General features: G+C 59.8%; 26 protein-coding genes and 2 pseudogenes. 14 read left to right on the top strand and 14 right to left on the bottom strand.

Going from position 1 to position 25066, the window contains the following annotated elements:
• Nucleotides 1-18 precede the first annotated feature (18 nt).
• From JV551A3_RS16585 to yghU, 5 genes are all read right to left on the bottom strand, one after another.
• Entirely contained in the window at nt 19-1116 is a 1098-nt protein-coding gene (locus JV551A3_RS16585; protein ID WP_112253510.1) for a carboxynorspermidine decarboxylase, read from the bottom strand.
• A gap of 333 nt (nt 1117-1449) precedes the next feature.
• Nucleotides 1450-2367, bottom strand: coding sequence for a pyridoxal-phosphate dependent enzyme (locus tag JV551A3_RS16580; protein ID WP_133972643.1), 918 nt, complete (start codon nt 2365-2367; stop codon nt 1450-1452).
• On the bottom strand, nt 2364-3038 hold the full coding sequence (locus JV551A3_RS16575) for a helix-turn-helix transcriptional regulator (RefSeq protein ID WP_133972646.1): 675 nt from the start codon (nt 3036-3038) through the stop codon (nt 2364-2366). Before JV551A3_RS16575 ends, JV551A3_RS16580 begins: the two co-directional genes overlap by 4 nt.
• A 184-nt stretch (nt 3039-3222) precedes the next feature.
• Nucleotides 3223-4926, bottom strand: a complete 1704-nt coding sequence (locus JV551A3_RS16570; protein ID WP_133978970.1) for an amidase — start codon at nt 4924-4926, stop codon at nt 3223-3225.
• Between the two features lie 265 nt (nt 4927-5191).
• Nucleotides 5192-6034: a glutathione-dependent disulfide-bond oxidoreductase gene (yghU, locus tag JV551A3_RS16565; protein WP_133972650.1), complete on the bottom strand. Its 843-nt coding sequence runs from the start codon at nt 6032-6034 to the stop codon at nt 5192-5194.
• A gap of 200 nt (nt 6035-6234) precedes the next feature.
• On the opposite strand from yghU, the gene JV551A3_RS16560 reads away from it, so the two are divergent.
• Entirely contained in the window at nt 6235-7281 is a 1047-nt protein-coding gene (locus tag JV551A3_RS16560) for an alpha/beta hydrolase family protein (protein WP_133972652.1), read from the top strand.
• On the opposite strand, the gene JV551A3_RS16555 is transcribed toward JV551A3_RS16560, so the two are convergent.
• From JV551A3_RS16555 to JV551A3_RS16545, 3 genes are all read right to left on the bottom strand, one after another.
• Nucleotides 7243-8436: an MFS transporter gene (locus JV551A3_RS16555; protein ID WP_133972653.1), complete on the bottom strand. Its 1194-nt coding sequence runs from the start codon at nt 8434-8436 to the stop codon at nt 7243-7245. The genes JV551A3_RS16560 and JV551A3_RS16555 overlap by 39 nt on opposite strands.
• A 247-nt stretch (nt 8437-8683) precedes the next feature.
• Nucleotides 8684-10270, bottom strand: coding sequence for an ABC-F family ATPase (locus JV551A3_RS16550; RefSeq protein WP_075045122.1), 1587 nt, complete (start codon nt 10268-10270; stop codon nt 8684-8686).
• A 32-nt stretch (nt 10271-10302) separates the two neighbouring features.
• Nucleotides 10303-10671, bottom strand: a complete 369-nt coding sequence (locus JV551A3_RS16545) for a site-specific integrase (RefSeq protein ID WP_133978968.1) — start codon at nt 10669-10671, stop codon at nt 10303-10305.
• Nucleotides 10672-11056: 385 nt separating this feature from the next.
• On the opposite strand from JV551A3_RS16545, the gene JV551A3_RS31030 reads away from it, so the two are divergent.
• The 5 genes from JV551A3_RS31030 (at nt 11057) to arsH (ending at nt 14400) form a co-directional block, all read left to right on the top strand.
• The gene (locus tag JV551A3_RS31030; protein WP_133978966.1) at nt 11057-11356 is read left to right on the top strand and encodes a hypothetical protein; all 300 of its coding nucleotides are present in this window, start codon (nt 11057-11059) and stop codon (nt 11354-11356) included.
• 179 nt (nt 11357-11535) lie between these two features.
• On the top strand, nt 11536-11883 hold the full coding sequence (locus tag JV551A3_RS16535; protein ID WP_133978964.1) for a metalloregulator ArsR/SmtB family transcription factor: 348 nt from the start codon (nt 11536-11538) through the stop codon (nt 11881-11883).
• 21 nt (nt 11884-11904) lie between these two features.
• Complete coding sequence (locus JV551A3_RS16530) at nt 11905-13188, top strand: arsenic transporter (protein WP_133978962.1); 1284 nt, start codon at nt 11905-11907, stop codon at nt 13186-13188.
• Between the two features lie 27 nt (nt 13189-13215).
• Entirely contained in the window at nt 13216-13686 is a 471-nt protein-coding gene (locus JV551A3_RS16525; RefSeq protein WP_133978960.1) for an arsenate reductase ArsC, read from the top strand.
• A gap of 12 nt (nt 13687-13698) precedes the next feature.
• A complete protein-coding gene (gene arsH / locus JV551A3_RS16520) occupies nt 13699-14400 on the top strand; it encodes an arsenical resistance protein ArsH (RefSeq protein ID WP_133978958.1) in 702 nt (233 codons plus the stop codon).
• Between the two features lie 189 nt (nt 14401-14589).
• Here arsH and JV551A3_RS16515 read toward each other — a convergent pair whose 3' ends face one another.
• Both JV551A3_RS16515 and ligD read right to left on the bottom strand, forming a co-directional pair.
• Nucleotides 14590-14865 carry a hypothetical protein gene (locus JV551A3_RS16515; RefSeq protein ID WP_133978956.1) on the bottom strand — a complete coding sequence of 92 codons (276 nt, stop codon included), beginning with the start codon at nt 14863-14865 and terminating at the stop codon, nt 14590-14592.
• Between the two features lie 26 nt (nt 14866-14891).
• Entirely contained in the window at nt 14892-15848 is a 957-nt protein-coding gene (ligD, locus tag JV551A3_RS16510; protein ID WP_235874595.1) for a non-homologous end-joining DNA ligase, read from the bottom strand.
• A 325-nt stretch (nt 15849-16173) separates the two neighbouring features.
• Here ligD and JV551A3_RS31200 point away from each other — a divergent pair, with 325 nt between their 5' ends.
• A complete protein-coding gene (locus tag JV551A3_RS31200) occupies nt 16174-16710 on the top strand; it encodes a PIN-like domain-containing protein (protein ID WP_133978952.1) in 537 nt (178 codons plus the stop codon).
• 16 nt (nt 16711-16726) lie between these two features.
• Nucleotides 16727-17479, top strand: a complete 753-nt coding sequence (locus JV551A3_RS31195) for a PIN-like domain-containing protein (RefSeq protein ID WP_167494831.1) — start codon at nt 16727-16729, stop codon at nt 17477-17479.
• 252 nt (nt 17480-17731) lie between these two features.
• Here the strand turns inward: JV551A3_RS31195 and JV551A3_RS16495 are convergent.
• Together JV551A3_RS16495 and JV551A3_RS16490 are read right to left on the bottom strand one after the other, a co-directional pair.
• A pseudogene (locus JV551A3_RS16495) lies at nt 17732-18022 on the bottom strand (site-specific integrase); the annotation flags it as partial.
• Between the two features lie 175 nt (nt 18023-18197).
• Nucleotides 18198-18665: a hypothetical protein gene (locus tag JV551A3_RS16490; RefSeq protein WP_133978948.1), complete on the bottom strand. Its 468-nt coding sequence runs from the start codon at nt 18663-18665 to the stop codon at nt 18198-18200.
• Nucleotides 18666-18829: 164 nt separating this feature from the next.
• Between JV551A3_RS16490 and JV551A3_RS31020 the strand changes: the two genes are divergently transcribed.
• From JV551A3_RS31020 to JV551A3_RS16460, 6 genes are all read left to right on the top strand, one after another.
• A complete protein-coding gene (locus JV551A3_RS31020; RefSeq protein ID WP_133978946.1) occupies nt 18830-19129 on the top strand; it encodes a hypothetical protein in 300 nt (99 codons plus the stop codon).
• Between the two features lie 252 nt (nt 19130-19381).
• Nucleotides 19382-19759: a hypothetical protein gene (locus tag JV551A3_RS16480; protein ID WP_133978944.1), complete on the top strand. Its 378-nt coding sequence runs from the start codon at nt 19382-19384 to the stop codon at nt 19757-19759.
• 401 nt (nt 19760-20160) lie between these two features.
• On the top strand, nt 20161-20541 hold the full coding sequence (locus JV551A3_RS16475; protein WP_328592102.1) for a hypothetical protein: 381 nt from the start codon (nt 20161-20163) through the stop codon (nt 20539-20541).
• 457 nt (nt 20542-20998) lie between these two features.
• Entirely contained in the window at nt 20999-21511 is a 513-nt protein-coding gene (locus JV551A3_RS16470) for a DUF2199 domain-containing protein (protein ID WP_085615075.1), read from the top strand.
• Nucleotides 21504-21842: a hypothetical protein gene (locus JV551A3_RS16465; RefSeq protein WP_133978942.1), complete on the top strand. Its 339-nt coding sequence runs from the start codon at nt 21504-21506 to the stop codon at nt 21840-21842. The genes JV551A3_RS16470 and JV551A3_RS16465 overlap by 8 nt, the downstream gene beginning before the upstream one ends.
• Before the next feature lie 164 nt (nt 21843-22006).
• Nucleotides 22007-22516 (top strand): hypothetical protein, encoded by a 510-nt coding sequence (locus JV551A3_RS16460; RefSeq protein ID WP_133978940.1) that lies wholly within the window; start codon nt 22007-22009, stop codon nt 22514-22516.
• 1036 nt (nt 22517-23552) lie between these two features.
• On the opposite strand, the gene JV551A3_RS16455 is transcribed toward JV551A3_RS16460, so the two are convergent.
• Both JV551A3_RS16455 and JV551A3_RS16450 read right to left on the bottom strand, forming a co-directional pair.
• Nucleotides 23553-24242 (bottom strand): B3/B4 domain-containing protein, encoded by a 690-nt coding sequence (locus JV551A3_RS16455; protein ID WP_133978938.1) that lies wholly within the window; start codon nt 24240-24242, stop codon nt 23553-23555.
• Between the two features lie 677 nt (nt 24243-24919).
• Nucleotides 24920-25066 (bottom strand): annotated as a pseudogene (locus JV551A3_RS16450) (phosphonoacetaldehyde hydrolase); the annotation flags it as partial.

Raw genomic sequence — 25066 nt, 5'->3', positions numbered from 1 at the left:
CCTTACTGAAAGCCGGTCTTACGACAGGCTGGAAACGTAGTCTTCGAAACCGAACTCGCGCACCACTTCGACGCTGCCGTCGAGTTGCTTGACCACGATGGATGGCATTTTCAGACCGTTGAACCAGTTTTTCTTGACCATGGTGTAACCCGCCGCGTCGACGAACGACAGGCGATCACCGATGGCCAACGGACGATCGAATTGGTATTCGCCGAAGATGTCACCGGCCAGGCACGACTTGCCGCAGACCATGTAGGTGTGCGCGCCGTCGTTGGGGGCCATCTTGGCGTTGAGGCGGTAGATCAGCAGGTCGAGCATGTGCGCTTCGATCGAGCTGTCGACCACGGCCAGGTGCTTGCCGTTGTACAGAGTATCGAGCACGGTCACTTCCAGCGAGGCGCTGTTGGTGATGGCCGCTTCGCCCGGCTCCAGGTACACCTGCACGCCGTACTTTTCCGAGAAAGCTTTCAGGCGCGCGCAGAAGGCGTCCAGCGCGTAGTCTTCACCAGTGAAGTGGATGCCGCCACCGAGGCTGACCCACTCGACCTTGTGCAGCAGGTGACCGAAGCGCTCTTCGATGTGCGTGAGCATCTTGTCGAACAGGCCGAAGTCGCCGTTCTCGCAGTTGTTGTGGAACATGAAGCCGGAGATCTGCTCGATCACCTGTTCGACCTTGACCGGGTCCCATTCGCCCAGGCGGCTGAACGGGCGGGCAGGGTCTGCCAGCAGGTAGTCTGAGCTGCTGACCTGCGGGTTGACGCGCAGGCCACGGACCTTGCCTTCGGACTGTTCGGCAAAGCGCTGCAGCTGGCCGATCGAGTTGAAGATGATCTTGTCGCAGTTCTCGAGCATTTCCTCGACCTCGTCGTCGGCCCAGGCCACGCTGTAGGCGTGGGTTTCGCCAGCGAATTTCTGGCGGCCGAGCTTGAGCTCGTACAGCGACGAAGAGGTGGTGCCGTCCATGTACTGTTGCATCAGGTCGAAGACCGACCAGGTGGCAAAGCACTTGAGGGCGAGCAGCGCCTTGGCACCGGAGTGTTCGCGCACGTAGGCGATCTTCTCCATGTTGCCCAGCAGCTTGGTTTTATCGATGAGGTAGTACGGCGTCTTGATCATTTAGAGGCCCCCGGCCAGGCCGGCCAAAAAAAGGACACGCATTGTGCCTTCACTTGCCGCAGACCGAAAGGGTGGGTTACGCATTTCGTCGTGGTTGACGCCGTTGCGAGGTGATTTTTCCGGTTGCGGCGGGCTCAGTAGAACAGCGGCATGTGACTATCGTAATCAGCAACTGGGTGCCGCAAGGAGAATCCGATGAGTGTTGTATTGGATGGCACCGGCTCCGCCGGTGTTCGCGGGCTTGCCCGCTCCCACAGGTTTAGCGCGAGGCTCGGAAGGTGCGCGGTTGCTGTGGGAGCGGGCAAGCCCGCGAAGAGGCCGGTACAGGCAACCTCAATCAACCTGCTGCAACCACGCCTGAATCTGCTCCAGCGTGGCGGTAGCCCCGCCGCAAACCACCACCAGCACATTCTGGTACTGCGCCAGGGCGCCCGGTGCATAGGCCAACGCCAAGGCCGCTCCACAAGCTGGCTCCACCAGCACGCGGTGGTCCAGCAGGAATCGCTCGCACGCCTCCAGCGCTGCGCGGTCACTGACCAGGTGGCTGTGCACCGGATGCTGCTGCACGCACACCAGCGCCTGATCAGCCACACGCTTGGCCCCCAGCGAAGTCGCCACCGAGGCAATACGTTCCAGCTCCACCGAATGCCCCGCCTGCATTGCAGCATGCAGCGATGCGGCGCCTTCGGTTTCCACCGCCAGCACCGGCACATCGCCCCAACCGTTGCGCTGCAGCCCTTCGACCACGCCACTGAGCAGGCCGCCGCCGCCCACCGACAACACCACGGCATCCGGTTTCATGCCGGCCTCGGCGACTTCATCCACCAGGCTGGCATGCCCGGCCCACAACAGCGGGTCGTCAAAGGGGTGGATGAAGGCGTCATCCGGACCGACCAAGGTCTGTGCCAGGGCGTTGGCCTCCTGCCAGGAGCTGCCATGCACCACCACCTTGGCGCCCTCCAGGCGCAGCAGGTCCTTGGCCCGATCGGTGGTGGTCTCGGGTACTACCACAGTTACCGGCACGCCCAGCTTGCGCCCGGCATAGGCCACTGCCAGGCCCGCGTTGCCCCCAGAGGAAGACACGAAATGCCGCGCGCCACGGGCATGGTGCACCTCGCAGGCATGGCCCACGCCGCGCAGCTTGAACGAGCCGCAGGGCTGCAGTGCATCGAGCTTGAGCCAGACGTTGCTGCCCGCAGCCAGCGACAGCGGACGGGATTCGATCAGGGGGGTATGGATATGCAAGGTCATTGGCTGGCTCCGCGCAGTTGCTCGAGGTAGTTGTAAACGGTGTAGCGGGTCACTCCAAGGGCGCTGGCGGCCTTCTCCACGCCGCCCTTGACGATGAACAGGCCGCGCTCCTGCATCATTCGCACGGCCTCGACCTTGGCCTGCTTGTTCATCCGCCCCTGGCCGCTGCGCTGCAGGGATGCCTGGATGATCTCGCTCATCAGCAGCTCCATGTCGGCGGGCTCACTGACGGCAGGCGTGGCCCCCAGCGGCTGGAGTTGCTGGAGGAAATTCATGGCGGCATCCAGGCCGGTGACGTCGGTGTTGACGCAAAGGCTGGCGAACGGGTGACCGTTGCGGTCGCGGAAGATCGCCGTGGCGCTGCGCAGTGTGCGGCCCTTGAGCGTCGTTGGGTAATCGGGCAGCACCACCGGCTCACAGCCGTGCTGGTCGGTCGAGGCCTGCATGAGTGCCTTGAAACCCTGGTCCTGTTCCGGGGCGGCGAGGATCGGGCTACCGACGCTGCGGCCGGAAAGATGGCCGTTGACGATCGCCACCACGGAGTGTTCCGGGTGATCGAGGTCGTGCAGGAGGATCTCCATGTTGCGTGCGGCAACACTGCCCAGGGCCTGGATGGCGGCCTTGAGGACGGTGAGGGTTAGCTGGCGTTCTTCGTTGGGAGTCATGGACATGGCAGATCGCAAATTCAACGTTTTGTGCATTTTTACACATAAAGTTGAATTATGCGATTTGCTTTTCCGGGCCCATTCGCGGGTAAACCCGCTCCCACAGGAACCGCACGGTATTCAATACCTGTGGTGAACCTGTGGGAGCGGGTTTACCCGCGAATGGGCGGCAAAGCGGCCCCTTTAACCCTCAGCCCAGAGGCGGGGTACGCGGCGGGATCATCCGGCGCGACCCGGTCGCCTCGAAGGCTGCACCAAAGCTCAGCAGCGCATTGTCACTGTAAGCCCGGCCAGCAAAGGTCAGCCCCACCGGCATGCCGATATCGGCCATCACGCCCATCGGCACTGTCACGGTCGGCACGCCCAGGTGACGGATCGCCAGGTTGCCGTTGGCCACCCAGATGCCATTGCTCCACGCGATGTCCGCGGATGCCGGGTTGACGTCGGCATCCGCCGGGCCCACGTCGGCCACGGTGGGGAACAGCACCGCGTCCAGGCCCCGGTTGTCCATCCAGTCTTCCAGGTCGATCTTGCGGGTCTTCTCCAGGCCGCGCAGGCCGTCGGGCAGGGTCTCGATCTGGTCCCAGGTCTTCAGGCCACGCTTGGCCATGTTGACGTACTCGTCCATGCCGGCGGCAAGGTCGTCTTCACGGTTGGGCAGGGTGCCAGGGTCGTGGGGGAAGATCTGCGGCCCGTCGACGTCGGCCAGGCGGTTGAGCTTGGGGTCATTGTTGGCGCGCAGGAAGTCGTCGAAAGCCCAGCCCGACAGCTCCCACAGTTCGTCATGCAGGAACTCCTTGCTGACGATGCCGCGGTTGTACACGGTCGGTGCGCCCGGGCGGTCGCCCTCGCAGTTGGAAACCAGCGGGAAGTCCACTTCCAGCACTTCGGCACCAGCCGCCTCCAGGGCCTGACGGGCCTGCTGCCACAGGTCGATGACCGTGGCGCGGGTGTTGATGCGCTGGCCTGTCGGGCCGCCGATGCCTGGCTTCTCGGAGGTGCCGGCTTCGGCATCGGCATTGATGTACATGCGCGGCACGCCAAAGCGCTTGCCCTTGAGCGCGCTGGCATCCACGGCCAGGTCCAGATACGAAGCCGGGCGCACCGTCGAGGCCGCCGGGATTGGCACCCAGGGTTGCAGGCGCCACAGGTCGCCGCGCTTGTCGGCGTCGTCGGCTACGACCACGTCGAGGATTTCCAGCAGGTCGGCCATGGTGCGGGCATAGGGAACCACCACGTCCATGGTCGGTGTAAGCGGCCAGTTGCCACGCACCGATATCACCCCACGCGAGGGGGTATAGGCGCACAGGCCATTGTTGGACGCCGGGCCACGGCCGCTGGACCAGGTTTCTTCGGCCAGGCCGAAGGCACTGAAACTGGCGGCGGTTGCGGTGCCGGCACCGTTGGACGAGCCCGAGGCGAACGGTGCGGTCAGGTAGTCGGCGTTGTAAGGGCTTTCGGCGCGGCCATACACGCCGCGCTGCATGCCACCGTTGGCCATGGGCGGCATGTTGGTCTTGCCCAGGCACACGGCGCCGGCGGCGCGCAGGCGTTCGATGGTGAAGGCGTCGCGCTGGGCCACCAGGTCCTTGAAGGCCGGGCTGCCGGAGGCAGCGGTCAGGCCTTTGACCAGATAGCTGTCCTTGGCGGTGTAGGGGATGCCGTCCAGCGGGCTCAGGACCTGGCCTTTGGCACGACGGGCGTCGGAGGCTGCGGCCTCCTTCAGCGCTTCGGGGTTGCGTACCACTACGGCGTTCAGGGCAGTGGCGGTGTCGGCGCCATCGTAGGCGTCGATGCGCGCCAGGTAGGCCTGGACCAGCTCGACCGCCGTCGTGCGGCCCGACTCGAGCGCGTCGCGCAGCTCGGCAATGGAAACCTCGGTTACCTCGATCATGCGTTCACCAAAAATGTGCAGGTGGGGGCTAATGCGAGGAGTGTACAAGAAGGGCTTGGCGGACGCAGGTTTGCGCGGGGGCAAATGGTTTTTTGCAGGCGGGCATTGTCGGGGCTTTCCCAAGCACTCACGGACTCTTGTGGGAGCGGCCTTCTGTCGCGAAAGGGGTGCGAAGCGCCCCCCAGAATCATTGCTTCACCGCAAAATCGCCGGGGCCGCCCTGCGGCCCTTTCGCGACGCAAGGCCGCTCCCACAAGGGGCGGCGTCAACCGTCCAGGTCTGCCGCTGCATGCCGCTCGGGCACCTGGCTGGCTTCATCACCCCAGGTCCGGTTCACCCGTGTGCCACGCTGCACTGCCGGGCGCAAGGCAATCTCCTCGGCCCAGCGCTGCACGTGCGGGTATTCGCCCACCGCCAGGAACTCCGCCGCGCCATAAAGGTTGCCGCGCACCAGCTGGCCATACCATGGCCACACGGCAATGTCGGCGATGCTGTACTCCTCGCCGCCGAGGTAGCGGCTTTCGGCCAGGCGCCGGTCGAGCACATCCAGCTGGCGCTTGGCTTCCATGGTGAAGCGGTTGATCGCGTACTCGAACTTTTCCGGCGCATACACATAGAAGTGGCCAAAGCCGCCGCCCAGGTAGGGCGCCGCGCCCATTTGCCAGAACAGCCAGTTCAGGCTTTCGGTGCGGGCAGCTGGCGCTTTCGGTAGCAAGGCACCGAACTTTTCTGCCAGGTACAGCAGGATCGAACCCGACTCGAACACCCGCACCGGCGGCTCGACGCTGCGGTCGAGCAGGGCGGGGATCTTGGAGTTGGGGTTTACCTGCACAAAGCCGCTGGAGAATTGCTCGCCCTCGCCGATGCGGATCAACCAGGCATCATATTCGGCACCCAGGTGGCCCAGTGCGAGCAGTTCTTCGAGGGCGATGGTGACCTTGACGCCATTGGGCGTGGCCAGGGAGTACAGCTGCAGCGGGTGCTTGCCCTGCGGCAGGTCCTTGTCGTGAGTCGGGCCGGCAACCGGACGGTTGATGCTGGCGAACTGGCCACCGGACGCTGCGTTGTTGCGCCAGACCTTGGGTGGCACGTAAGCGGATTTGCTCATGCATGAATCTCCTTCAATGGCGCGAAACGGTCACCTAGAAACGTGGACCTGCATCTATGCCACGGGTTCGACGAAAAGCGCAAATGCATAGGCCGCCGGCGTGAAGTGCATGACTCCGGTTTCATCCAGGTTTCATCCGGCGCAGCCCAGGCCGGTTCTATGCTGGGCTATCTCTTCGCCCTGCAAGGAGCCGCCGGCCGATGACTCTCTCACGCTGCGTGTTGGCGCTGGCCCTGCTCGGCAGCCTGCTGGCCCGTGCCGAGGCTGCGCCCTGGGTTGCCGGCTTGCACCACATGACCCTGGCCGACCCGGTCGACGACCGGCCCATGCAGGCATTGGCGTTCTACCCGACCACCGGCAAAACCCACAGCCGCCGCATGGACGGCTACCCGATCGAGGTGGCTGAAGAGGCGCCGGTAGCATTGGGCCAGTTCCCGTTGCTGGTGTTGTCCCACGGCAATACTGGCAGCCCGCTGGCCTTGCATTACCTGGCGACATCGCTGGCGCGGCAGGGCTTTATCGTGGTGGCGGTGGTACACCCCGGGGACAACGCCGGCGACCACAGCCGCCTGGGCACCTTGAGCAACCTGTATGGCCGGCCGCTGCAAGTGAGTGCCGCGATTACGGCCGCCCGCGATGACACCTTGCTGGGGCCCTACCTGAACGCTGGCAAGGTGGGGGTGATCGGCTATTCGGCCGGTGGTGAAACCGCCTTGATCCTCTCAGGGGCGCGCCCCGACCTGGATCGCCTGCGCAAGTATTGCCTGGAGCGCCCGAACGACGCCGACGCCTGCAGGACCCACGGGGTGCTGATTTCCGACCGCAGCGAGCTGGTGCCCGAGGCCGACCAGCGGGTGGGGGCGGTGATGCTGATGGCACCGCTCAGCCTGCTGTTCGGGCGCCATGCCTTGGCCGGGGTACAGGTGCCGGCGCTTATCTACAGTGGCGACAGCGACCAGCTGGTGGCGGTGGACCGCAACGCCGAAGCCCTGGCCCGCAAGTTGCCGGTCACCCCAGACTATCGCCTGTTGGCGGGCGCCGGGCACTTCGTGTTCATGGCCCATTGCGATGCCGAGCAGTCCGTGCGGATGCCGGCGCTGTGCAAGGACGCCGCAGGCGTGGACCGCCGGCACATCCACCATTCCCTGCAACGCGAAGCCGCTTTGTTCTTCAGCCAGGCACTGGGTGCGCCGCAGCCGGCCGAGCGTTCAGCCGCGACCGGCGCGCCGCGCCAGCAACAGCGTTAGGCCGACACCGGCCAGGGCGAGCAGTGCGGCCACACAGAAGATCGAGGCATAGCCCAGGTGCGCGGCCACCGCGCCCATCACCGGCCCGGCGATGGCCAGGGCCATGTCGAAAAACACCGCGTAGGCACCCAACCCTGCGCCGCGGCTGCTGCTGGGTACCTGCTTGATCGCTTCCACCCCCAGCGCCGGGTATACCAGCGACAACCCGAAGCCGGTCAGCCCGGCACCGATCAGCGCCCATGGCGGCGATGGTGCCAGCCACAGCAGGCCCAGGCCGAGCACTTCGGTGGCCATGCACGCGACGGCCACGTTGTAGCCACCAAAACGGTTGACCGCGTTGACGAACAGCAGCCGGGAAATGATGAAGCACACGCCAAAGGCACTCAGACACCAGGCCGCGCCCACCCAGCCACGCTCAAGGTAATACAGGGTGACGAAGGTGGTCAGGGTACCGTAGCCGATAGAGGCCAGGGTCAGGCCCAGGCCGCAGGGTGCGACCCGGCCGAAAGCCGACCAGAAGGGCAAGCGCTCGCCGAGCACCACCACCACGTCCGGCCTTTTGCGCAGTACCAGCAGGGCCAATAGCGCCAGTATCAGCAATGCCGGCCCCAGCACGCCGAAGTCCAGCCCATCCACGGCCAGTACACCCAAGGGGGCGCCAATGGCGATGGCGCCATAGGAAGCGATACCGTTCCAGGAAATCACCCTGGCGGTGTGCTCGGCCCCGACCTGGCTGATGCCCCAGCTAAGCGTGGCCACGCCGATCAGCCCTTGGGCGATACCCAGCAGCAGGCGCCCGCCGAGCAACAGCGCCAGGCTCAGCAGCGGTAATGTCAGGGTCCAGGCCGATAGCAGCGTCAACACGCCGCAGCCGGCAATCCCCAGCAAGCCGAAGCGAATGGCCTGCTTGCCCCCCAGGGTATCGGCCACGCGCCCGGCAAACGGGCGGCTGAGCAGGGTGGCCAGGTATTGCAGGCCGATGGTCAGCCCGGCGACCACCGCGCCGAACCCCAGCTGGTCGTGCACATGGCTGGGCAGCACGGCGATCGGCAGGCCGATGCAGAGGAAGGCAATGAAGGTGTAGAAAACGATCGACAGGATCTGCAGGGTGATTTGCAGCGTATTGCTGGCGGGGGCGGGTTGTTGCGCGGTCATGGGCACGTTCGCGGGCGGGCGGTTGGGCGTGGCCCCATCATGGCCGTTGCGCGAAGGAAATGAAAGCAGGCTAACGAATTATTCGTCGGGGAGCGTCAGCCTGACGGTTCGGTGGTGGATTCTTCGCGGGCTCGCCCGCTCCCACAGGATTTGCATAGGCCTTGAATGCTATGCAGTCCCCTGTGGGAGCGGGCATGCCCGCGAAGAGGCCGGCCCAGCCATACAAGATGCCAGGCCGCCCCATCAATCAGACCAGCACACCCTGGCTACGCAGGTAATCGTCGTAGGTACCGCTAAAGTCCACCACACCATCAGCCGACAGCTCGATGATGCGCGTGGCCAGCGACGACACGAACTCGCGGTCGTGGCTGACGAACAGCAGGGTGCCCGGATAGTTTTCCAGCGCCAGGTTCAGCGCCTCGATCGATTCCATGTCCAGGTGGTTGGTCGGCTCGTCCATCACCAGCACGTTCGGCTTCTGCAGGATCAGCTTGCCGAACAGCATGCGGCCTTGCTCACCACCGGAAATCACCTTCACCGACTTCAGAATCTCGTCGTTGGAGAACAGCATGCGCCCGAGGGTGCCGCGGATCACCTGCTCGCCGGAGGTCCACTGGCCCATCCAGTCGAACAGGGTCATGTCGTCTTCGAAGTCGTGGGCATGGTCCTGGGCGTAGTAGCCCACTTCGGCGCTGTCGGTCCACTTCACTTCACCCTTGTCCGGGGTCATTTCGCCGACCAGGGTACGCAGCAGGGTGGTCTTGCCGATACCGTTGGGGCCGATGATCGCTACGCGCTCGCCGGCCTCGATGGTGAAGCCCAGGTCCTTGAACAGCACCTTGTCGTCGAAGGCCTTGGCCATTTTCTCGACGGTAACGGCCTGGCGGTGCAGCTTCTTGGTCTGTTCGAAGCGGATGAACGGGCTCACCCGGCTCGACGGCTTGACCTCGGCCAGCTGGATCTTGTCGATCTGCTTGGCCCGCGAGGTGGCCTGCTTGGCCTTGGAGGCGTTGGCCGAGAAACGGCTGACGAAGGTCTGCAGTTCGGCGATCTGGGCTTTCTTCTTGGCGTTGTCCGACAGCAACTGTTCGCGGGCCTGGGTGGCAGCGGTCATGTACTCGTCGTAGTTGCCCGGGAACACGCGCAGCTCGCCGTAGTCCAGGTCGGCCATGTGGGTGCAGACACTGTTGAGGAAGTGCCGGTCGTGGGAAATGATCACCATGGTGCTGTTACGCGCGGTGAGGATGGTTTCCAGCCAGCGGATGGTGTTGATGTCCAGGTGGTTGGTCGGTTCGTCGAGCAGCAGCACGTCCGGGTCCGAGAACAGCGCCTGGGCCAGCAGGACACGCAGCTTCCAGCCCGGCGCCACTTCGCTCATCGGGCCGAAGTGCTGTTCCAGTGGGATACCCAGGCCCAGCAGCAGTTCACCGGCGCGGGATTCGGCGGTGTAGCCGTCCATCTCGGCGAACTCGGTTTCCAGCTCGGCGACGGCCATGCCGTCTTCCTCGGTCATTTCCGGCAGCGAGTAGATACGATCGCGCTCGGCCTTGACCTTCCACAGCTGGCCGTGGCCCATGATCACCGTGTCGATCACGGTGAATTCCTCGTAGGCGAACTGGTCCTGGCGCAGTTTGCCCAGGCGCGTGTTCGGCTCGAGCATGACCTGGCCGCCGGACGGCTCGAGGTCACCGCCGAGGATCTTCATGAAGGTCGACTTGCCGCAACCGTTGGCGCCGATCAGGCCGTAGCGGTTGCCGTTGTTGAATTTGACGGAAACGTTTTCGAACAGCGGCTTGGAGCCGAACTGCATGGTGATGTTGGCGGTAGAAATCAAGTGCTTGTCCTGCGGGGGTTCCAGAGGTGTATTTAGGCCCTCTCGTCAGTTTTGGGCCAATTTGGGACCAATTCGACTCGGGGCGGCAGCTTCTCCAGCTCCCTCCAGTCCGAGGAGGAGCTGATCCATTTCGCGTAGGTAGAAAGCAACATCTCGACGCTGTGACCAAGCTGGTTCGCGATGAACGCGGGGTTCATCCCAAACATCAGGCACATGGTGGCGTAGGTGTGGCGGGTGTCGTACTGACGGCGTTCACGGATGTTCAGCGCCTTGAGCGCCGATTTGAAGTGGCGGATTGTAACACTTGGTTCGGTGATCCACAGCCCACCTTTGCTCGGTTGGAACACAAATGGGCTGACCACGTGCGCTGAATTGGAAGCCATGCGCCGGAGCTCGGCCATCCGCTGGGCCCCAGCAGTTCGGCCATTCTTTTCTCCGTCACCCGTCGTTGAATCGGTAGACGGTACAGCTTTCCACCTTGAAAAGCCGCTCGACCTTGAAGTCGAGCCGGCGCGAGTTGTTGATTCAGCTTGCCCTTGGCAGTTGGCCAGGGTGGCCAGCAGTAGGCAGAGGGAGGCGGGTCATACCGGCTCGCCATTGAACGAGTAGCCGTTGTTGGTCGCGATATCACGCCACTGAGTTGTACGGCGGACTTGGTTTTGTACAAGAAATCGGCCAGTGGTCCGGTTCGGCATTCAAACTGGCATACCGCGATTGCCTGCCGCCTCGCTTTGGCTATGGTGAGAGTTAACCCGTGGCATACAACTAAAGTCGTAGGAGATCGACATGAGGATACGCGGTGAAGTTTTCTGGAAATGGGCTGACCCTTCGCTTCACCACCGTACTCATGACGAGACCCTTAGCGATGGAACGCACATAGATGTCCAGGTGCGACTGTCGCGGGCAGGTAACACGCAGATGTTCATTGGGGTGTATGCCTCGACCGGCATGGCCCTTCATGAAGAGGCATTCGATTCGCGTCCCGGTGAATCAATGACCAGGGCTTTGGCCTGGGGTGTGGGTCGGGCTCGCCGGATCGCCACGGATACCCAGCCGAAATTCGATAAAGTCACCTGCTCACAATAGGTTGGGATGGGCTACAGCTGGCTGGAGCACAAATGTGCTCCTTCCAGGAGTTTTCGCTCAGCGCGTTGCATACCGCGTCGTAAGGGCTTTCGACCCATAGCGGTCGTTCAGGGCAAATGTACTTGCATAAAAAATATGGAAATCCGTATATTCAACTTTCCATATGTATTGGTGCCGCCATGATTACCCCGCCCGATGTGTTCAAGAGCTTATCCGACGAGACCCGTGTTCGTGCCACCCTGCTGATCGCTAGCCTCGGTGAGCTATGTGTCTGCGAACTGATGTGCGCACTGAACGACAGCCAACCCAAGATAAGCCGCCACCTCGCGCAGCTGCGCAGCAATGGCATGCTGTTGGATCGCCGCCAGGGTCAATGGGTGTATTACCGCCTGAACCCGGATCTGCCGGCTTGGGTGCATGAAATGTTGCAGGTGACCTTGCAGGCTAACTCACAGTGGTTGGCAGACAACTCTCTTCGGCTGAAGAACATGGACGGCCGCCCCGTTCGTGACGCTGCCTGCTGCTGATCATCACCGAGCGAGATCTTCATGCTGGTCGCCATTGCCGTCTTTGTTTTCACCCTCATCCTGGTCATCTGGCAGCCGAAGGGGCTTGGCGTTGGCTGGAGTGCCGCGCTCGGTGCCCTCATCGCCTTGGCGGCGGGTGCCGTTTCGCTGCACGATATCCCGACTGTGTGGGCTATTGTCTGGAACGCCACCGCAACCTTCATCGCCGTCATCATCATCAGCCTCCTGCTGGACGAGGCCGGTTTCTTCGAGTGGGCCGCGCTGCACGTGGCGCGCTGGGCAAACGGCAGCGGTTACCGCCTGTTCGCCTTCAGCGTACTGCTCGGTGCTGCCGTGTCGGCGCTGTTCGCCAATGACGGTGCGGCACTGATTCTCACACCTATCGTCATGTCGATGCTGCTCGCGCTGCGTTTTTCTCCCGCCGCGACGCTGGCCTTCGTCATGGCCGCCGGCTTCATCGCTGACACGGCGAGCCTGCCGCTAGTCGTCTCCAACCTGGTGAACATCGTCTCGGCCGACTACTTCAGGCTGGGCTTCAGCGAATATGCCTCGGTGATGGTGCCGGTGAATTTCGCTAGCGTGGCCGCAACCCTGCTGGTGCTATTCCTGTTCTTCCGCCGTGATATCCCGAGGCAGTACACCGTCGCGCTCTTGAAGACGCCAAGCGAGGCGATTCATGACCGCGCGACCTTCAACGTCGGTGGCTGGGTGCTTCTGGTGTTGTTGATCGGCCTGTTCGCCCTGGAACCACTGGGTATCCCGATCAGTGCGGTAGCCGCAGCCTGTGCGGCGATCCTCTTTGCCGTCGCCGCTCGCGGGCATCGCATCTCGACCCGCCGGGTACTGCGCGAAGCGCCCTGGCAGGTGGTGATCTTCTCTCTCGGCATGTACCTGGTGGTCTACGGGCTGAAGAATGCTGGCCTCACCGACATGCTTACCCATCTGCTAGATCGCCTTGCGCAGCAAGGGCTGTGGAGTGCCGCTATCGGCACCGGCTTGATTTCGGCATTACTGTCCTCGGTCATGAACAACATGCCTAGCGTGCTGGTCGGCGCCTTGTCGATCCAGGCCAGCGAGGCGCAAGGGCTGGTGCGTGAGGCGATGATCTACGCCAACGTCATCGGCTGCGACCTCGGCCCGAAAATCACCCCCATCGGCAGCCTCGCCACGCTGCTCTGGCTGCACGTGCTGGAGCGCAAAGGCATGCGCATCACCTGGGGTTACTACTTCAAAGTCGGCATTTTGCTGACGCTGCCGGTTCTGTTGATCACCCTTTCGGCCCTGGCATTGCGCCTGAGCCTCTGACATCCGCCACGAAGCGGAGGAGCCCCGATGCGAGTTCTGTTCATGTGCACGGCCAACAGCTGCCGCAGCATCCTTTCCGAGGCCATGTTCAATCACCTGGCGCCTCACGGATTTGAAGCCGTCAGTTCCGGCAGTTTTCCGAAGGGCCAGGTGTTGCCTCGCAGCCTGACCACCTTGCAGCATGCCGGCATCTCGACCGTTGGGCTGAGCAGCAAGGGCAATGACGCGTTCGAGGGCTGCCCTCCTGATATCGTCATCACCGTGTGCGACAAGGCTGCCGGCGAAGCTTGCCCGGTGTATTTCGGCCCTGCCCTGAAGTCGCACTGGGGGCTGGAGGATCCGTCCGATGTCGTGGCTGACGAGGCGTCGGTCGACGCAACATTCCGCGCCACGCTGGCCCGCATCGAGGCTCGCTGCCAGGCCTTCTTCGCACTGCCTTTCGATCACCTCGACCGTGATCAGCTCAAACATGAGCTGGATCGCATCGGTACGCTTTGAGCAGGAGGAAACATGTCCGAGCAATTGCCTCATCTCGACCTCGCGCTATTCGATGTGCCGCCTGCAGCGACCCGTTCCAGCGAGCACAAGCCGCGCATCCTGCTGCTGTATGGATCGACCCGCGAGCGCTCCTTCAGTCGCTTGCTGGTGGAAGAAGCCGCGCGCCTGCTGGAGCATTTCGGTGCCCAGACGCGGGTGTTCAATCCATCGGGCCTGCCGCTCCCTGACGATGTGCCTGTAGAACACCCCAAGGTGCAGGAACTTCGAGAGCTGGTGCAGTGGTCGGAAGGCCAGGTCTGGTGCTCGCCCGAACGCCATGGCGCGATGTCTGCGGTGTTCAAGGCGCAGATAGACTGGATACCCCTGGCGCTGGGTGCGCTGCGCCCCACCCAAGGCAAGACCTTGGCAGTCATGCAGGTATGTGGCGGCTCGCAGTCGTTCAACGTCGTCAACCAACTGCGTGTGCTTGGCCGCTGGATGCGGATGTTTACCATCCCGAACCAGTCCTCGGTACCCAAGGCCTACCTTGAGTTCGACGACTCTGGGCGGATGAAGCCTTCGCCGTATTATGATCGCGTGGTGGATGTCATGGAGGAGCTTGTGAAGTTCACCCTGCTGCTGCGTGACCGCCAGGAATTCTTGGTGGATCGCTATTCGGAGCGGAAGGAAAACGCCGAGCAGCTATCTGCTCGCGTGAACCAGCGCTCGATCTAAGCGCTATGTCCTGGCTACATGAGTCTGTTCCTACGAGCTGAACGACCAAGTTGCTTTGGTGGCTGATCCTGATAGGCGCGCAGCAGTCCTTAGCGAGAACGCCTATGGCGCGCGCCGACGGCGGGAAATCGACGAAGGTGATCTGGTGGACATGCTGAAACTGGCGGAAGCAGTCACGAGCATGACCATTCAGGCGGCCCGCTCGGCGTCGATCTGGTGCCATAGTTCCTCTTCGATAAACTCGGCGTAACGGTCGGCCATCTCGGCGCAGCCATTCCGGCCCAAATCATGTGGGCCACCGTCTGGACCGAGCCACTGGCCGGAGACCACACGGAACTCCAACTCCCTGTAGCCATGGGCGTCCCAGACGCTCGACCAGGCGCCGGTCTTCGACTCCTCGTCAACCAGGTCGGTGATCTCGCATTGCAGCACACTGGCCTCCGCTTCAACCAATACCTCGTACACGATGCCTCCTAGGGCATTCGCCCCGCCTACTGCGGCTCCATGTCGCTCTCCAAACTGATGCCCGCCGCCGGCTTGTCGTCTCGCAATGCGACAAGCACGGCGTGGCGCACCTTTCCGCTCGGCGTGATCTCTGAAAACCTCACCTCGCACACCTGCTCAGGGGCAACCCACACCACTGGCAGGCCCTTTTCAAACTTTGGCGGATCTGCCAGGGCCGGGACGGCCTGGATCAGCGGGCCAAGCCGCGACCTTAGATCGTCCACGGCGCGCCCGCTGAATCCGGACTTTACCCGGCCTGCGTACACAAGACGCCCATCGTCATCATGCAGGCCCAGCAGCAGGGAGCCGATGCCGGCCGATGACCGGGTGTAACCTACGATGATGAACTCCTGCCGGTTTCCGCACTTAAGCTTCACCCAGGTCCCATCGCGCTCGCCGCTGTACCGGCTGCCGTCCCGCTTGCCGACTATGCCCTCCAGCTTCAGGCGGCAGGCATTGGTCAGCAGCTGGGCGGGGTCCGCATCGAGCGTGTCGGACAGGCGCACCAGGTCAAGCGGGCAGTCGTCGAGGAGGTCGGCTAAGGCCTGGCGCCGCTGCTCCACCGGTTTGCCGCGCAGGTCAATGCCATTCAGGTAGAGCAGGTCGAAGGCCACATACACCAGATCATCGGTCTGGCGTGTGGCGAAGGCGGACTGCAGCGTCTGGAACGCCGGCCGGCCATCGTCATCCTGAACAACCACCTCGCCGTCGAGCCAGGCCGAATGCACAGCCAACCGGGCCAGGTCCGCGGCCAACAGCGGCATGCGGTCCGTCCAGTCGTAGCCGTTCTTGTTGAACAGCTGGACCGCCCCGTCGATCCTGGCCAGCATTCGGTAGCCGTCGTACTTGATCTCATACCGCCAGGCGCCGGCGGGTGGCCGGCTGACCAGCGTAACGAGCTGCGGCGCGATGCGTTCAGGGCACGGTACCCTAGGGGGCTGCATGACGGCCACCTCTCAGGTTCGGGTTGTTTCCGATGGAGTTTGCCGGGCAGGACAGGTGCCTGCGACCCGACAAGAAGTGAGCAACTACACAAAGGAAGGGAATCGTTCGGCAGAACGCCGGGGAAGGGTGGTTCGGGTGTCTAAAACCGCTCAAAAGCATCTCGGTTTTACTGGGCGAAAGTCGCCGAAACTGGCCGAACCATATTTGACAGCCTCGATTCGCAGGCCGCATTGGTAGCGGCCTGAGGTCGATTATTTCCGCTACTGCTGCATTATCGGATGCCGGATAGCTGAGCTCTGTCCGGACGCAACGCTGGTCCGTTGGATGCCTTTTGATTCGATTGGTGGCGTGCAATACTGGCATTTTGACGGCTGGAGCATCGCGATGAGGAAAGCATTCCCTGGGCATTTTGCTAACAATCCAGATGAACTGAAAAAGCTCTGGGAAAACAGTTTGATCGCCGTGGATGCTAATCTGCTTTTGAGTTTGTATCGGTATTCTGAAAGTACTCGAGCTGAATTTATTGAGGTTTTTGAAAGGTTAAAGGATAGGTTATGGATACCTAATCAGGTCGCAAAAGAATTTCTAAGGAATAGGCTTAAGGTAATAAGTGATCAGGCAAAAACCTATGATGAGGCTATTCAAAATCTAGAGAATTTGCGGAGAGATTTTGAGAATACTAAACATCATCCGTTCGTTAGTCCTGAGGTCCTCGGTGATTGCATTAAGTCATTTGATCTGATTGTCGGAGAGTTAAAATCTAATAAGGCTCGGCATGATTCTAAAATTTATAGTGATGATATAAAGGACGTGATTGGCGACATTTTTGACGGTAAAGTAGGGGGTTGGGTATGCGAGTGAGCGCCTTGAGGAATTAATCAAGGAGGGTGAGGCTCGCTATGAAAACAAAATTCCGCCTGGTTTTAAGGATAGTAATAAGGCAGGTGGTAAATCATTGGAGGATAGACTGCTCCCTTATGGTGACTACATCGGGTGGCTCCAACTACTTGAAAAATCCCGCACTGACGGTCTAGATGTAATCTACGTTACGGGCGATAATAAGGAAGATTGGTGGCTGCGTCTTAACGGGAAAACGCTAGGTCCGCTCCCTGCACTAGTCGAAGAGTTTATCAGTGTTACCTCTCAGCGATTCTATATGTACCTACCTGATCGATTTTTAGAACGGGCCGGTGAGTTTTTAGATCAGAAAGTTTCTGCTCAAGCAATGGAGGAAGTCCGCGAGGCTCGGCGTGATGACCCTTTATCTGATACAAGCTCTTCGATTGATTTGGCGAAAGTCAAGAACAATTGGGCGCACGCAAGTCGCATCTTGGCTGATGCTATCTTGAAGCGTAAGGATTTACAGGAGAGCCTAGCACTTAATAATTTGTATAGTACTATCGGGAATGTTTCATCCTTGCGCTTAGAAGCTGCCGCTCTACAGTGGGAACTGAGAAAGCTCATGGCAGAACAAGATCTTAGATTAGTAGATGGCCCTTCGGAGTCGTTGTCTTCGGTCTCTGATGCTGACTTGGACTCTAAAATTTCAGAAGCACGGAGTAAGCTCAATCAGACGCTTTTGACGTTGAGCCTGATGGAAGGCTCAAAGGGGGAGGCGGGTGGGGAATGAGCATCTGACGGTCTTGAAATCCGTTGGCTGCGCTCGGCATCGGTGAACGCTATGCGTGTCCGGCATGGGAGGTCATGGAGCCGCGCCGGACCAATTCGCGAACCAACCTATGGGTTTGGGTGAGGGATAGAGGGGAGTTTGGCCCAGCAAAATCAACACATCTCCACTCGCTAATCCCCATGGCATAGCGCATGGTGATGTTGGCGGTGGAGATCAAAGGGCTTACCTATCAGTCACTTACAGAGCTGGCTTTCAAGCTGATACCGATTTGATACCAATTTTGAGTTTTTCCAGCTCGCTCCAGTCGGAGCTTGAGTTGAGCCAACGGGCATACGTCGACAGCAGCATTTGGACGCTGTGACCCAGCTGTTGGGCGATAAATGCGGGGTTGAGGCCGGACATTAAGCATATTGTCGCATAGGTGTGCCGGCAGTTATATGGGGGACTACGCCGAATGCCCAGCTCATTCAGCACCGGCACCCACTGTTTGTGCAGATCGGAGGTCTGTTTCACGTGCTCGGCGTTCTTCGACGGTGGGAACAAGACCCCGGCTCCGGCCGGGGCCACCGGCGTAACCCAGATCCGCCGGAGTAGGACCAGCACGTCACTGCACGCTGGTCGTCGTGAAACACCTAGAACACATAGGGCATGCCTCGTGTTTCGCGTGGGTCTGCGCTGGCGCCGGTGGCCAGCAGCAGGAGGCAGAGGGCGAGGCGGGTCATGGCTTGGTCGCCTCCATGCCCAGGTCGATCGCATGGTCTAGCGCGTCGTTACCAAGAATGTCCTCATGCTCGGCGTAACCGCAGATGATGGGCGGCATGTTGTATTCGCTGCCCAAGTCCTCCTGTCCGTCGGGGTCGCGCAACCAGCGGTACCGCTCTGCGTCAGTCCGGAGAGCGCGGACTTCTGCAATCAGGGCCAACATGACGGCAGGCCGCGCGGCGCGGTAGTACGCCTCAGCATGAACGTGCGGCTTACCAATGCCATAGAACTGGACACCCAATGCCACGCCGTCGTAGTTCAGGTAGTCGGCCGTCAGCTCGACAGAGCCTTCACCGCCACACCCAGGGCATTCCATCCATCCTTCTTCGGCACCACCGACTTGGGCGCTGACGAAGTCTTGCGGGGTTGCAGCCTTGGCCGCCGCCTCGATCGCGTCGAGGTCCAACTCATTTTTTTCGGGCATGACGATTCCTTGGCCGCCATATCGCGGCAGTGAACAGAGGGGAGATGGGAATGCCGACTGTCCGATTCAGCTCACAGATCGGTTCGACGGATTTGCGTAAAACTGGGTGTTCGCTATGGTGGCAATACAACACCTAACTACAACTAAAGTCGTAGGAGACCGACATGAGGATTCGCGGTGAAGTTTTCTGGCAATGGGCTGATCCTTCGCTTCACCACCGCACTCATGACGAGACCCTTAGCGATGGAACGCACATAGATGTCCAGGTGCGACTGTCGCGGGCAGGTAACACGCAGATGTTCATTGGAGTATATGCCGCGAGTGGCATGGCCCTTCACGAAGAGGCGTTCGATTCCCGTCCCGGTGAATCCATGACCAGGGCTTTGGCCTGGGGCGTGGGGCGGGCTCGCCGGATCGCCACGGATACCCAGCCGAAGTTCGATAAGGTCGCCTGCTCACAATAGGTTGCGATGGGTTAAAGCTGGTTGGAGTACAAATATGCTCCTGTCAGGTTTTTCGCTCAGCGCGCTGCATACCGCGTCATACAGGTCGAATGGGTCGTCATTCCCCAATCCATGGGCTTTCCGGCAATGGACCGGGGCGGTTCGCTGGGATACACAACGCTACTACGGCGCCGGCATGGCCGGTTACTGGCTTTCTGTCCAGGGTGGATAGATAGGGTGATGATAGGCTCGGCGATTTTTGGGAGAATCGACATGTCTACAAGGATCGTTTCGGCATCGGTGGCGCTAGCTTGTGTACTGGGAAGCCCTTCGGCGCTGGCATGGAAAAATGTAGATGGAGTGATCAAATTCGAGGGCAATGAAACCCGTCATTGCGACGCCTGGGCGCTTGATGCTAGCGCGGTGATGCACGCCAGGCAGTTTAATCAGACGCCGGTATATGTGCGGGACAAATCCGGTGAACCATCCGAAGAAACTCTCAAAATGCGAGAGATTCTCGCTCAGCAGGTATTAGCCTACCCTCGGCGCGAAACTCCCGAAGAAATGCTGAGGGATAGTGACGAATTCACCAGAGCTGTTTGGTTGCAGTGCATTCGGGCATACGTCAAATCGACGCCGTCGAGCTCCTGAGGGGGTTCTCCATGTGACAGTTGGCGTTCCTGGACCTCATCCGCGCCCTAGGAGTCTTTCACCCACACTGGATGCAGCCCAGCCCCGCGCTGGGCTTTTTGCGTCTGGGGTGGCTTTGCCGTTACAGCTGGTGGGTGAGTGGACAGGATTGCGGTCCCCGCTGCTTTGGGGGGATGAAGGCCCATTGCCTTCCTCAAGGAGCCGAGTCATGGCGTTGCGGTTCCGGAAAAGCCTTAAGGTCGCGCCGGGTGTGCGTATCAACCGTAAGCGTTCGCTGAAGTCACCTTGCATGGCTTGGGCGCGCATCGACTTGGCTGAATGCGCGCGAGACAGGATCACCCTATGATTCGGTGAGTCCACGTCTGATAATGCTTCGGATATCAATATTCAAGGCAGGGCCAATGATGGACTACCGTGCAACTCGCTACGCCCTATTTGCCTTTCCCTTTTTCGTAATGTGGCAGCCAGTACAAGCATCGTCGTGGGAGATTTGCCGTATGGAGCTGCATATCACTGATGTGTTGAAGCTTCCCTATCCAAAGCTACAGGCCCAGGTCGTGAAGGTAAGCCAGGCATCGACCACGGCAGAATGCCCGGAAAAGGGGGCGACTATCACATTCGTACCGGAAACTGCTGATTACCAAAACACGCTTTCACGCAGGCAGTGGCCCCAAAAAGGCCAGTTGATGCACATCAACTACCGATATCTGGATGGGACGTGTAAAGGCGATGGCCATCCCCATGAGTGCCGTATTGAACACTACCCCATAGCGGGTAGTTGATAAGCGTCCGACGAACACATGTTCGCCACAAGCAGCCGATTTCGGTGATAGCCATCCGATATTCCTTTGGGATGCGATAGCCCGGGTTTTGGCGCTTCCTGTTGATGGTGGTAGATTGCCCGCATCAAAAAGGAGTGATTGCATGCGAATTCTGATCGGTGCGATAGGGGGGCGTTAGTCGCCGGTCGTGAATGGCTGCTATCGACCCAAAACGGACGGCCATCGCGGACACCTGTTGACCATGAGCAGTCATGACGGAACAGTGCCCGCCACTGATTGCCGATAGTCATCGCCTGGTAGCGAAAGAGGGCATCGGGTCAAGGCTGCTCCTGAACCAACAGCTATTCGCTGACGGTCGAACTTAAATCCGTTCACGTACCAGGTTTAGCCGTGTAGGCTTACGAGCATGCTGAATAACGCTCTGGTGCGGTATTCACCCGTTAGGCTCTCTACAAACATGGAAGTCACTGTGAGCGGTTTTATATGTAACACCTGCGGCAAGCCGCACGATGAGTTGCCGATGTGCTTTGGCCCGAGCGCGCCAGACCTCTGGTACTCAATGCCAGAGACCGAGCGAAATGAACGAGGCGAATTGTCATCTGATCAATGCGTGATAGATGGCAAGCATTTCTTTGTCCTAGGCCGTATCCTCATCCCCGTAACCGACGGTGTCGGTCCATTTGCCTGGTTGGCATGGGTCTCATTGAGCGAAAGAAATTTTCTTCGAATGTGTGAGCTTTGGGAGCGCGATGGCCGGGAAACCGAACCGCTGTACTGCGGGTCGCTACAGAGCAATTTGCCCTACGAGCCGTCAACGTTGGGTCTTGAAGTTCAAGTTCAAACCATGCCTTTGGGAGAGCGTCCGCTTATCTTGTTTGATCATACAGTTCACCCCCTTTCTGTAGAGCAACACACCGGTATAACGATGGCCCAAGTCCAGCGCATTGTCGAGGCGGTGCTTCATGGTTAAGAAGAAGCCTGGCTCCTCCATCAAGGGATGGTTGTCCGCATCGGGGTATTTATCAATCAGTGACGTTCTAAAAGTCGATGACTACTTCCAGCTAGTGTTTGTGGACGGGTCCGTGTTGTCTGTATACAACCCGTTCCTCTGTGAAGGCGTGAACTTTGCCGATCTCAAGGGTTGTACCCTCTGCGAAATCCGTGAAGATGAAGCAGCCAATGTGATCATATTAGGCTTGGACCAAGGCTCCATCCGTGTCAACGTGCACCCTGACGCATGGACAGGGCCTGAGGCAATGGCTCTTTACGAGCAAGGTCATTCGATTGTGATTTGGAATTGACCTTTACCAAGCGCCCATTGGTAGCTGACTACTGCTCTTGTTTATAGTGGGCCTGATTTGTCTAAACCCAGCGCTCGTGATTGACCTCCGTCGACGCTTAGCAGGCCTTGGGCGCCGGGCACTTACCGGCCCCTGCGTTATCGCTAATTCACTTTGGAGTACATATGGAAGCCGAACTCCGCACCGGTGCACACGGTGACTACCGCACGCTTGACTGGAACACTGGATGCGACGTCAATTTGGGCACTATCGTTCGCCAACTTCCTCAGGTCGTAATGGGCCGCTATGTAGCAATTGCTTGGTCCGATAGCGCGCAATACAACCTTAGCGCTGCTGAGATTGAGCTCGGCTGGGAATGTGTTGGTGACCTAGTGCTCAGTCCGCTGATCACGGATATCGCTCAACTCCCCACGCCTGGCTTTGATGAGTGGTATATCTTCGAGCGTATGCCGGACTGGACGAAGCTCTCGAAATTCAGAAGAGCTATCGCGTTTCAACCTTTCGCCGATGGCGTCGAGGCCGACGACTTCTGGTCGCAAATTGAAGATCTGCAACCTGAGCACGCCCTTCTAGGCGCATGCCCAAGCCTGCTTCTGATCACTCGAGATGAAGCTATTTACGAACGCACCTTGGCGCTCTGTACCGCCTCAGCGTTTCCCATTGACGGATGGTGAGTGGTGGGCGCTCAAACCCGATTTGGGGGCGCAGCAGGTCCCACATACGTTGAAATATCGCACCGTTGGCATCAACCAAGCCGCTTCAACTACGGGTGAAGTGCAGTTGGACCAACCCTGGCGGAATCCCTGCGACTAATAGGAATTGACCGAGGCTCTTTATGAAGAGCACAAAAAAGCCCGCTCAATGGCGGGCTTTCAACAACTAGGGTGAAGCTAGTGGGTAAGCATGACCTTGGTAGTCTTATCGTTGGTCACTGTGATCCGGTCAGTAATCTGCCCGCCTTGATTGGTAAGTCCCCATTGGGTTGGCGCTTGCCATCGAACCTCTGAGGTCAAGAAATATCGCCCAGGAGGAACTTCGGTGAACTGGAAATTGCCGCTTCCGTCCGCTCTTGTGGTTTTAATGTAATCTGACTGTCGCGGGTCCCCATCCTGAATCGGCGCGCGGACCTCATAAATGGTTCGATACCAATGCTCTGAGTAGGAAGTGACTGGGTTAAGGAATACCTGCGAGCCGGCGCCATATTTGACATCCCCGCCAACAGTTTTCATGAAGACCTGACCCTCGACCGTGCCGCTTCCGGTAGTGGGTAGGGCGCTGTACTCAGCGACCGGGAAGGGTGGCCTCGGCTGGGGCGTGGGTTGCGAAATGCAACCGGTCGTCATCAATGCTGCTAATGCCAGCGATGTGATTCGTGGAGACAACGAAAGCATGGGTACCTCCATGTGAATTGAGCTGCCATCCTAGCACTCTGGCCATCTGCCATCACGCAGGCAAAGAAAAGCCCGCACTGCAATGCGGGCTAACGTAGGGAAGCGGATGAACCTTCACTGTGCAGGGCAGGGCGTGAAAAAAGCGTGAAGGTATTACAAAGCCCGCGAAGCGGGCTATGCCGGTGGTCAAGAGAGCGCTGCCATGGGACAGGCCCACTATTACCTAAAGCGCCCCAAGCTGCCGTTCAACTCGACTTCCCAATCGCCATAACGGGGGCAGAGGAAAAGCGCTGAGACCTGTTAACACTTGCGTCTTCGGTCAGTAAAATTCGATCACTTGGGATGCAATTTTTGCCTTCGGCATCATCTGTTGAAGTCCACTGCTCAGCTCATCCCCAGCAGCCCTCAGGGCCTCCATGGGCATTTCAGGAAGACTCTCCAGAATGAACCATATCCGCTTCGCATTCGAATCCAGCCGGGTCCGGGTGCCCTGACGCCAGTTCCAACGTCGGCAAGTCACACCGTAATCATCTCGCCAAATGACTTCACCTTTTTCTGGAGACTCGTTTACTGCTCGGCCATCTTTGATTGTGTCAAACAGCTCAGTGCCATCAGCGATGGTCAAGCGTGGAACACCTATGTAAGCGTCAAAATTTTCTCCGCCAACAGGTATGGCGTACTTGATGCTAATTGCGTTGTACAAGTCGACAATGGGATCGATGCTGGGAAGACTCCCATCTCGCAGAACCCGCTTACGCAATGCTTCGCCTGAGCACGGGGTGCGCTGTGGCTTAGCGCCGAATTGCCTGAACGTGTTGGCCCACGCGGCCAAGTGACTTTCAGCCCAAGCCGGGGTGTCAGCGACTAGCGATTGACAAGCCTTTTTAAGAGCATCTGTAGAAATCTGAGGGTGTTCGATTGGAGAAGCCTCCACGCTGATACTCAGCGCTCGGAAACCTGGTGCAATCTCAGCTATCTGGGGGGCAAGAACTGGAGCTACAAAGGACATGCTGGCCTCCACGGCGACTAACGCTGAAGGTTTCTTTTGGTATAGCGGCTTCATGCCGAGCACAGAATATTGAGGGTGTGTATGAACGTTTTCAGTTTGCCTTTCAATGTAGCTATCTCCGCAGTGAAGGTGATCAGTGCATGGAGTTTTAACCCGCGACCATCATTAAATCTAATGATTTACTATCATGATGCATAAGTTTTTTTTATTGAATTACCCAAGCACGAGCCTGCAAGCACGCGCCAGATGGAGTGTGATAATAGATACACGGTGACTGAGGTAATGGAGATTCCGTCACTTCCACTTCAAGGACTCTGCCACCAAAGAGCCCGCTTCTGGCCGATTGCTGCCCGTCACCACTGGCAGCTATGGGTTGGTAGCGGCCGGTTTACGGCTGGCGCTATCGACCCATAGCGACATCTGTAACCGGGGCCGCTTCGCAGCCCATCGCCGGCAAGCGCGGCTCCCACAGGTACAGCGCATGTCTGAAGGCTAGTGATATTTCTGTGGGAGCTGGCTTGCCGGCGATGAGGCCTGCACTGACTACAGAGCTTTGGTTCGCTGTCCGCTATGGGTCGAAAGCGGACGGTGCAGACAGAAACATGTCTGGCCGAACTGAATGACTAGGTTGCCTGGGTGGCTGATTTTTGAAAACCGACCGTCAAGCATATGGGGCGTCAGACGCTCTGGGGCATCTCACCACGTTGCAGACGTTCCTCGATATCGGCGATCACTGCCGGCAACTCTGCAATGGTATCGATAAGGTAGTGCGGTCGCGCGCCCTCGAACATCTGGCCAATCCTGGCCCGCGCCTGCTCCAACTC

This window comes from Pseudomonas inefficax (assembly GCF_900277125.1).
GTDB classification, from domain to species: domain Bacteria; phylum Pseudomonadota; class Gammaproteobacteria; order Pseudomonadales; family Pseudomonadaceae; genus Aquipseudomonas; species Aquipseudomonas inefficax.
The sequence above is the reverse complement of the archived record's forward strand: the minus strand, read 5'-3'. Positions and strand labels throughout refer to the sequence as shown.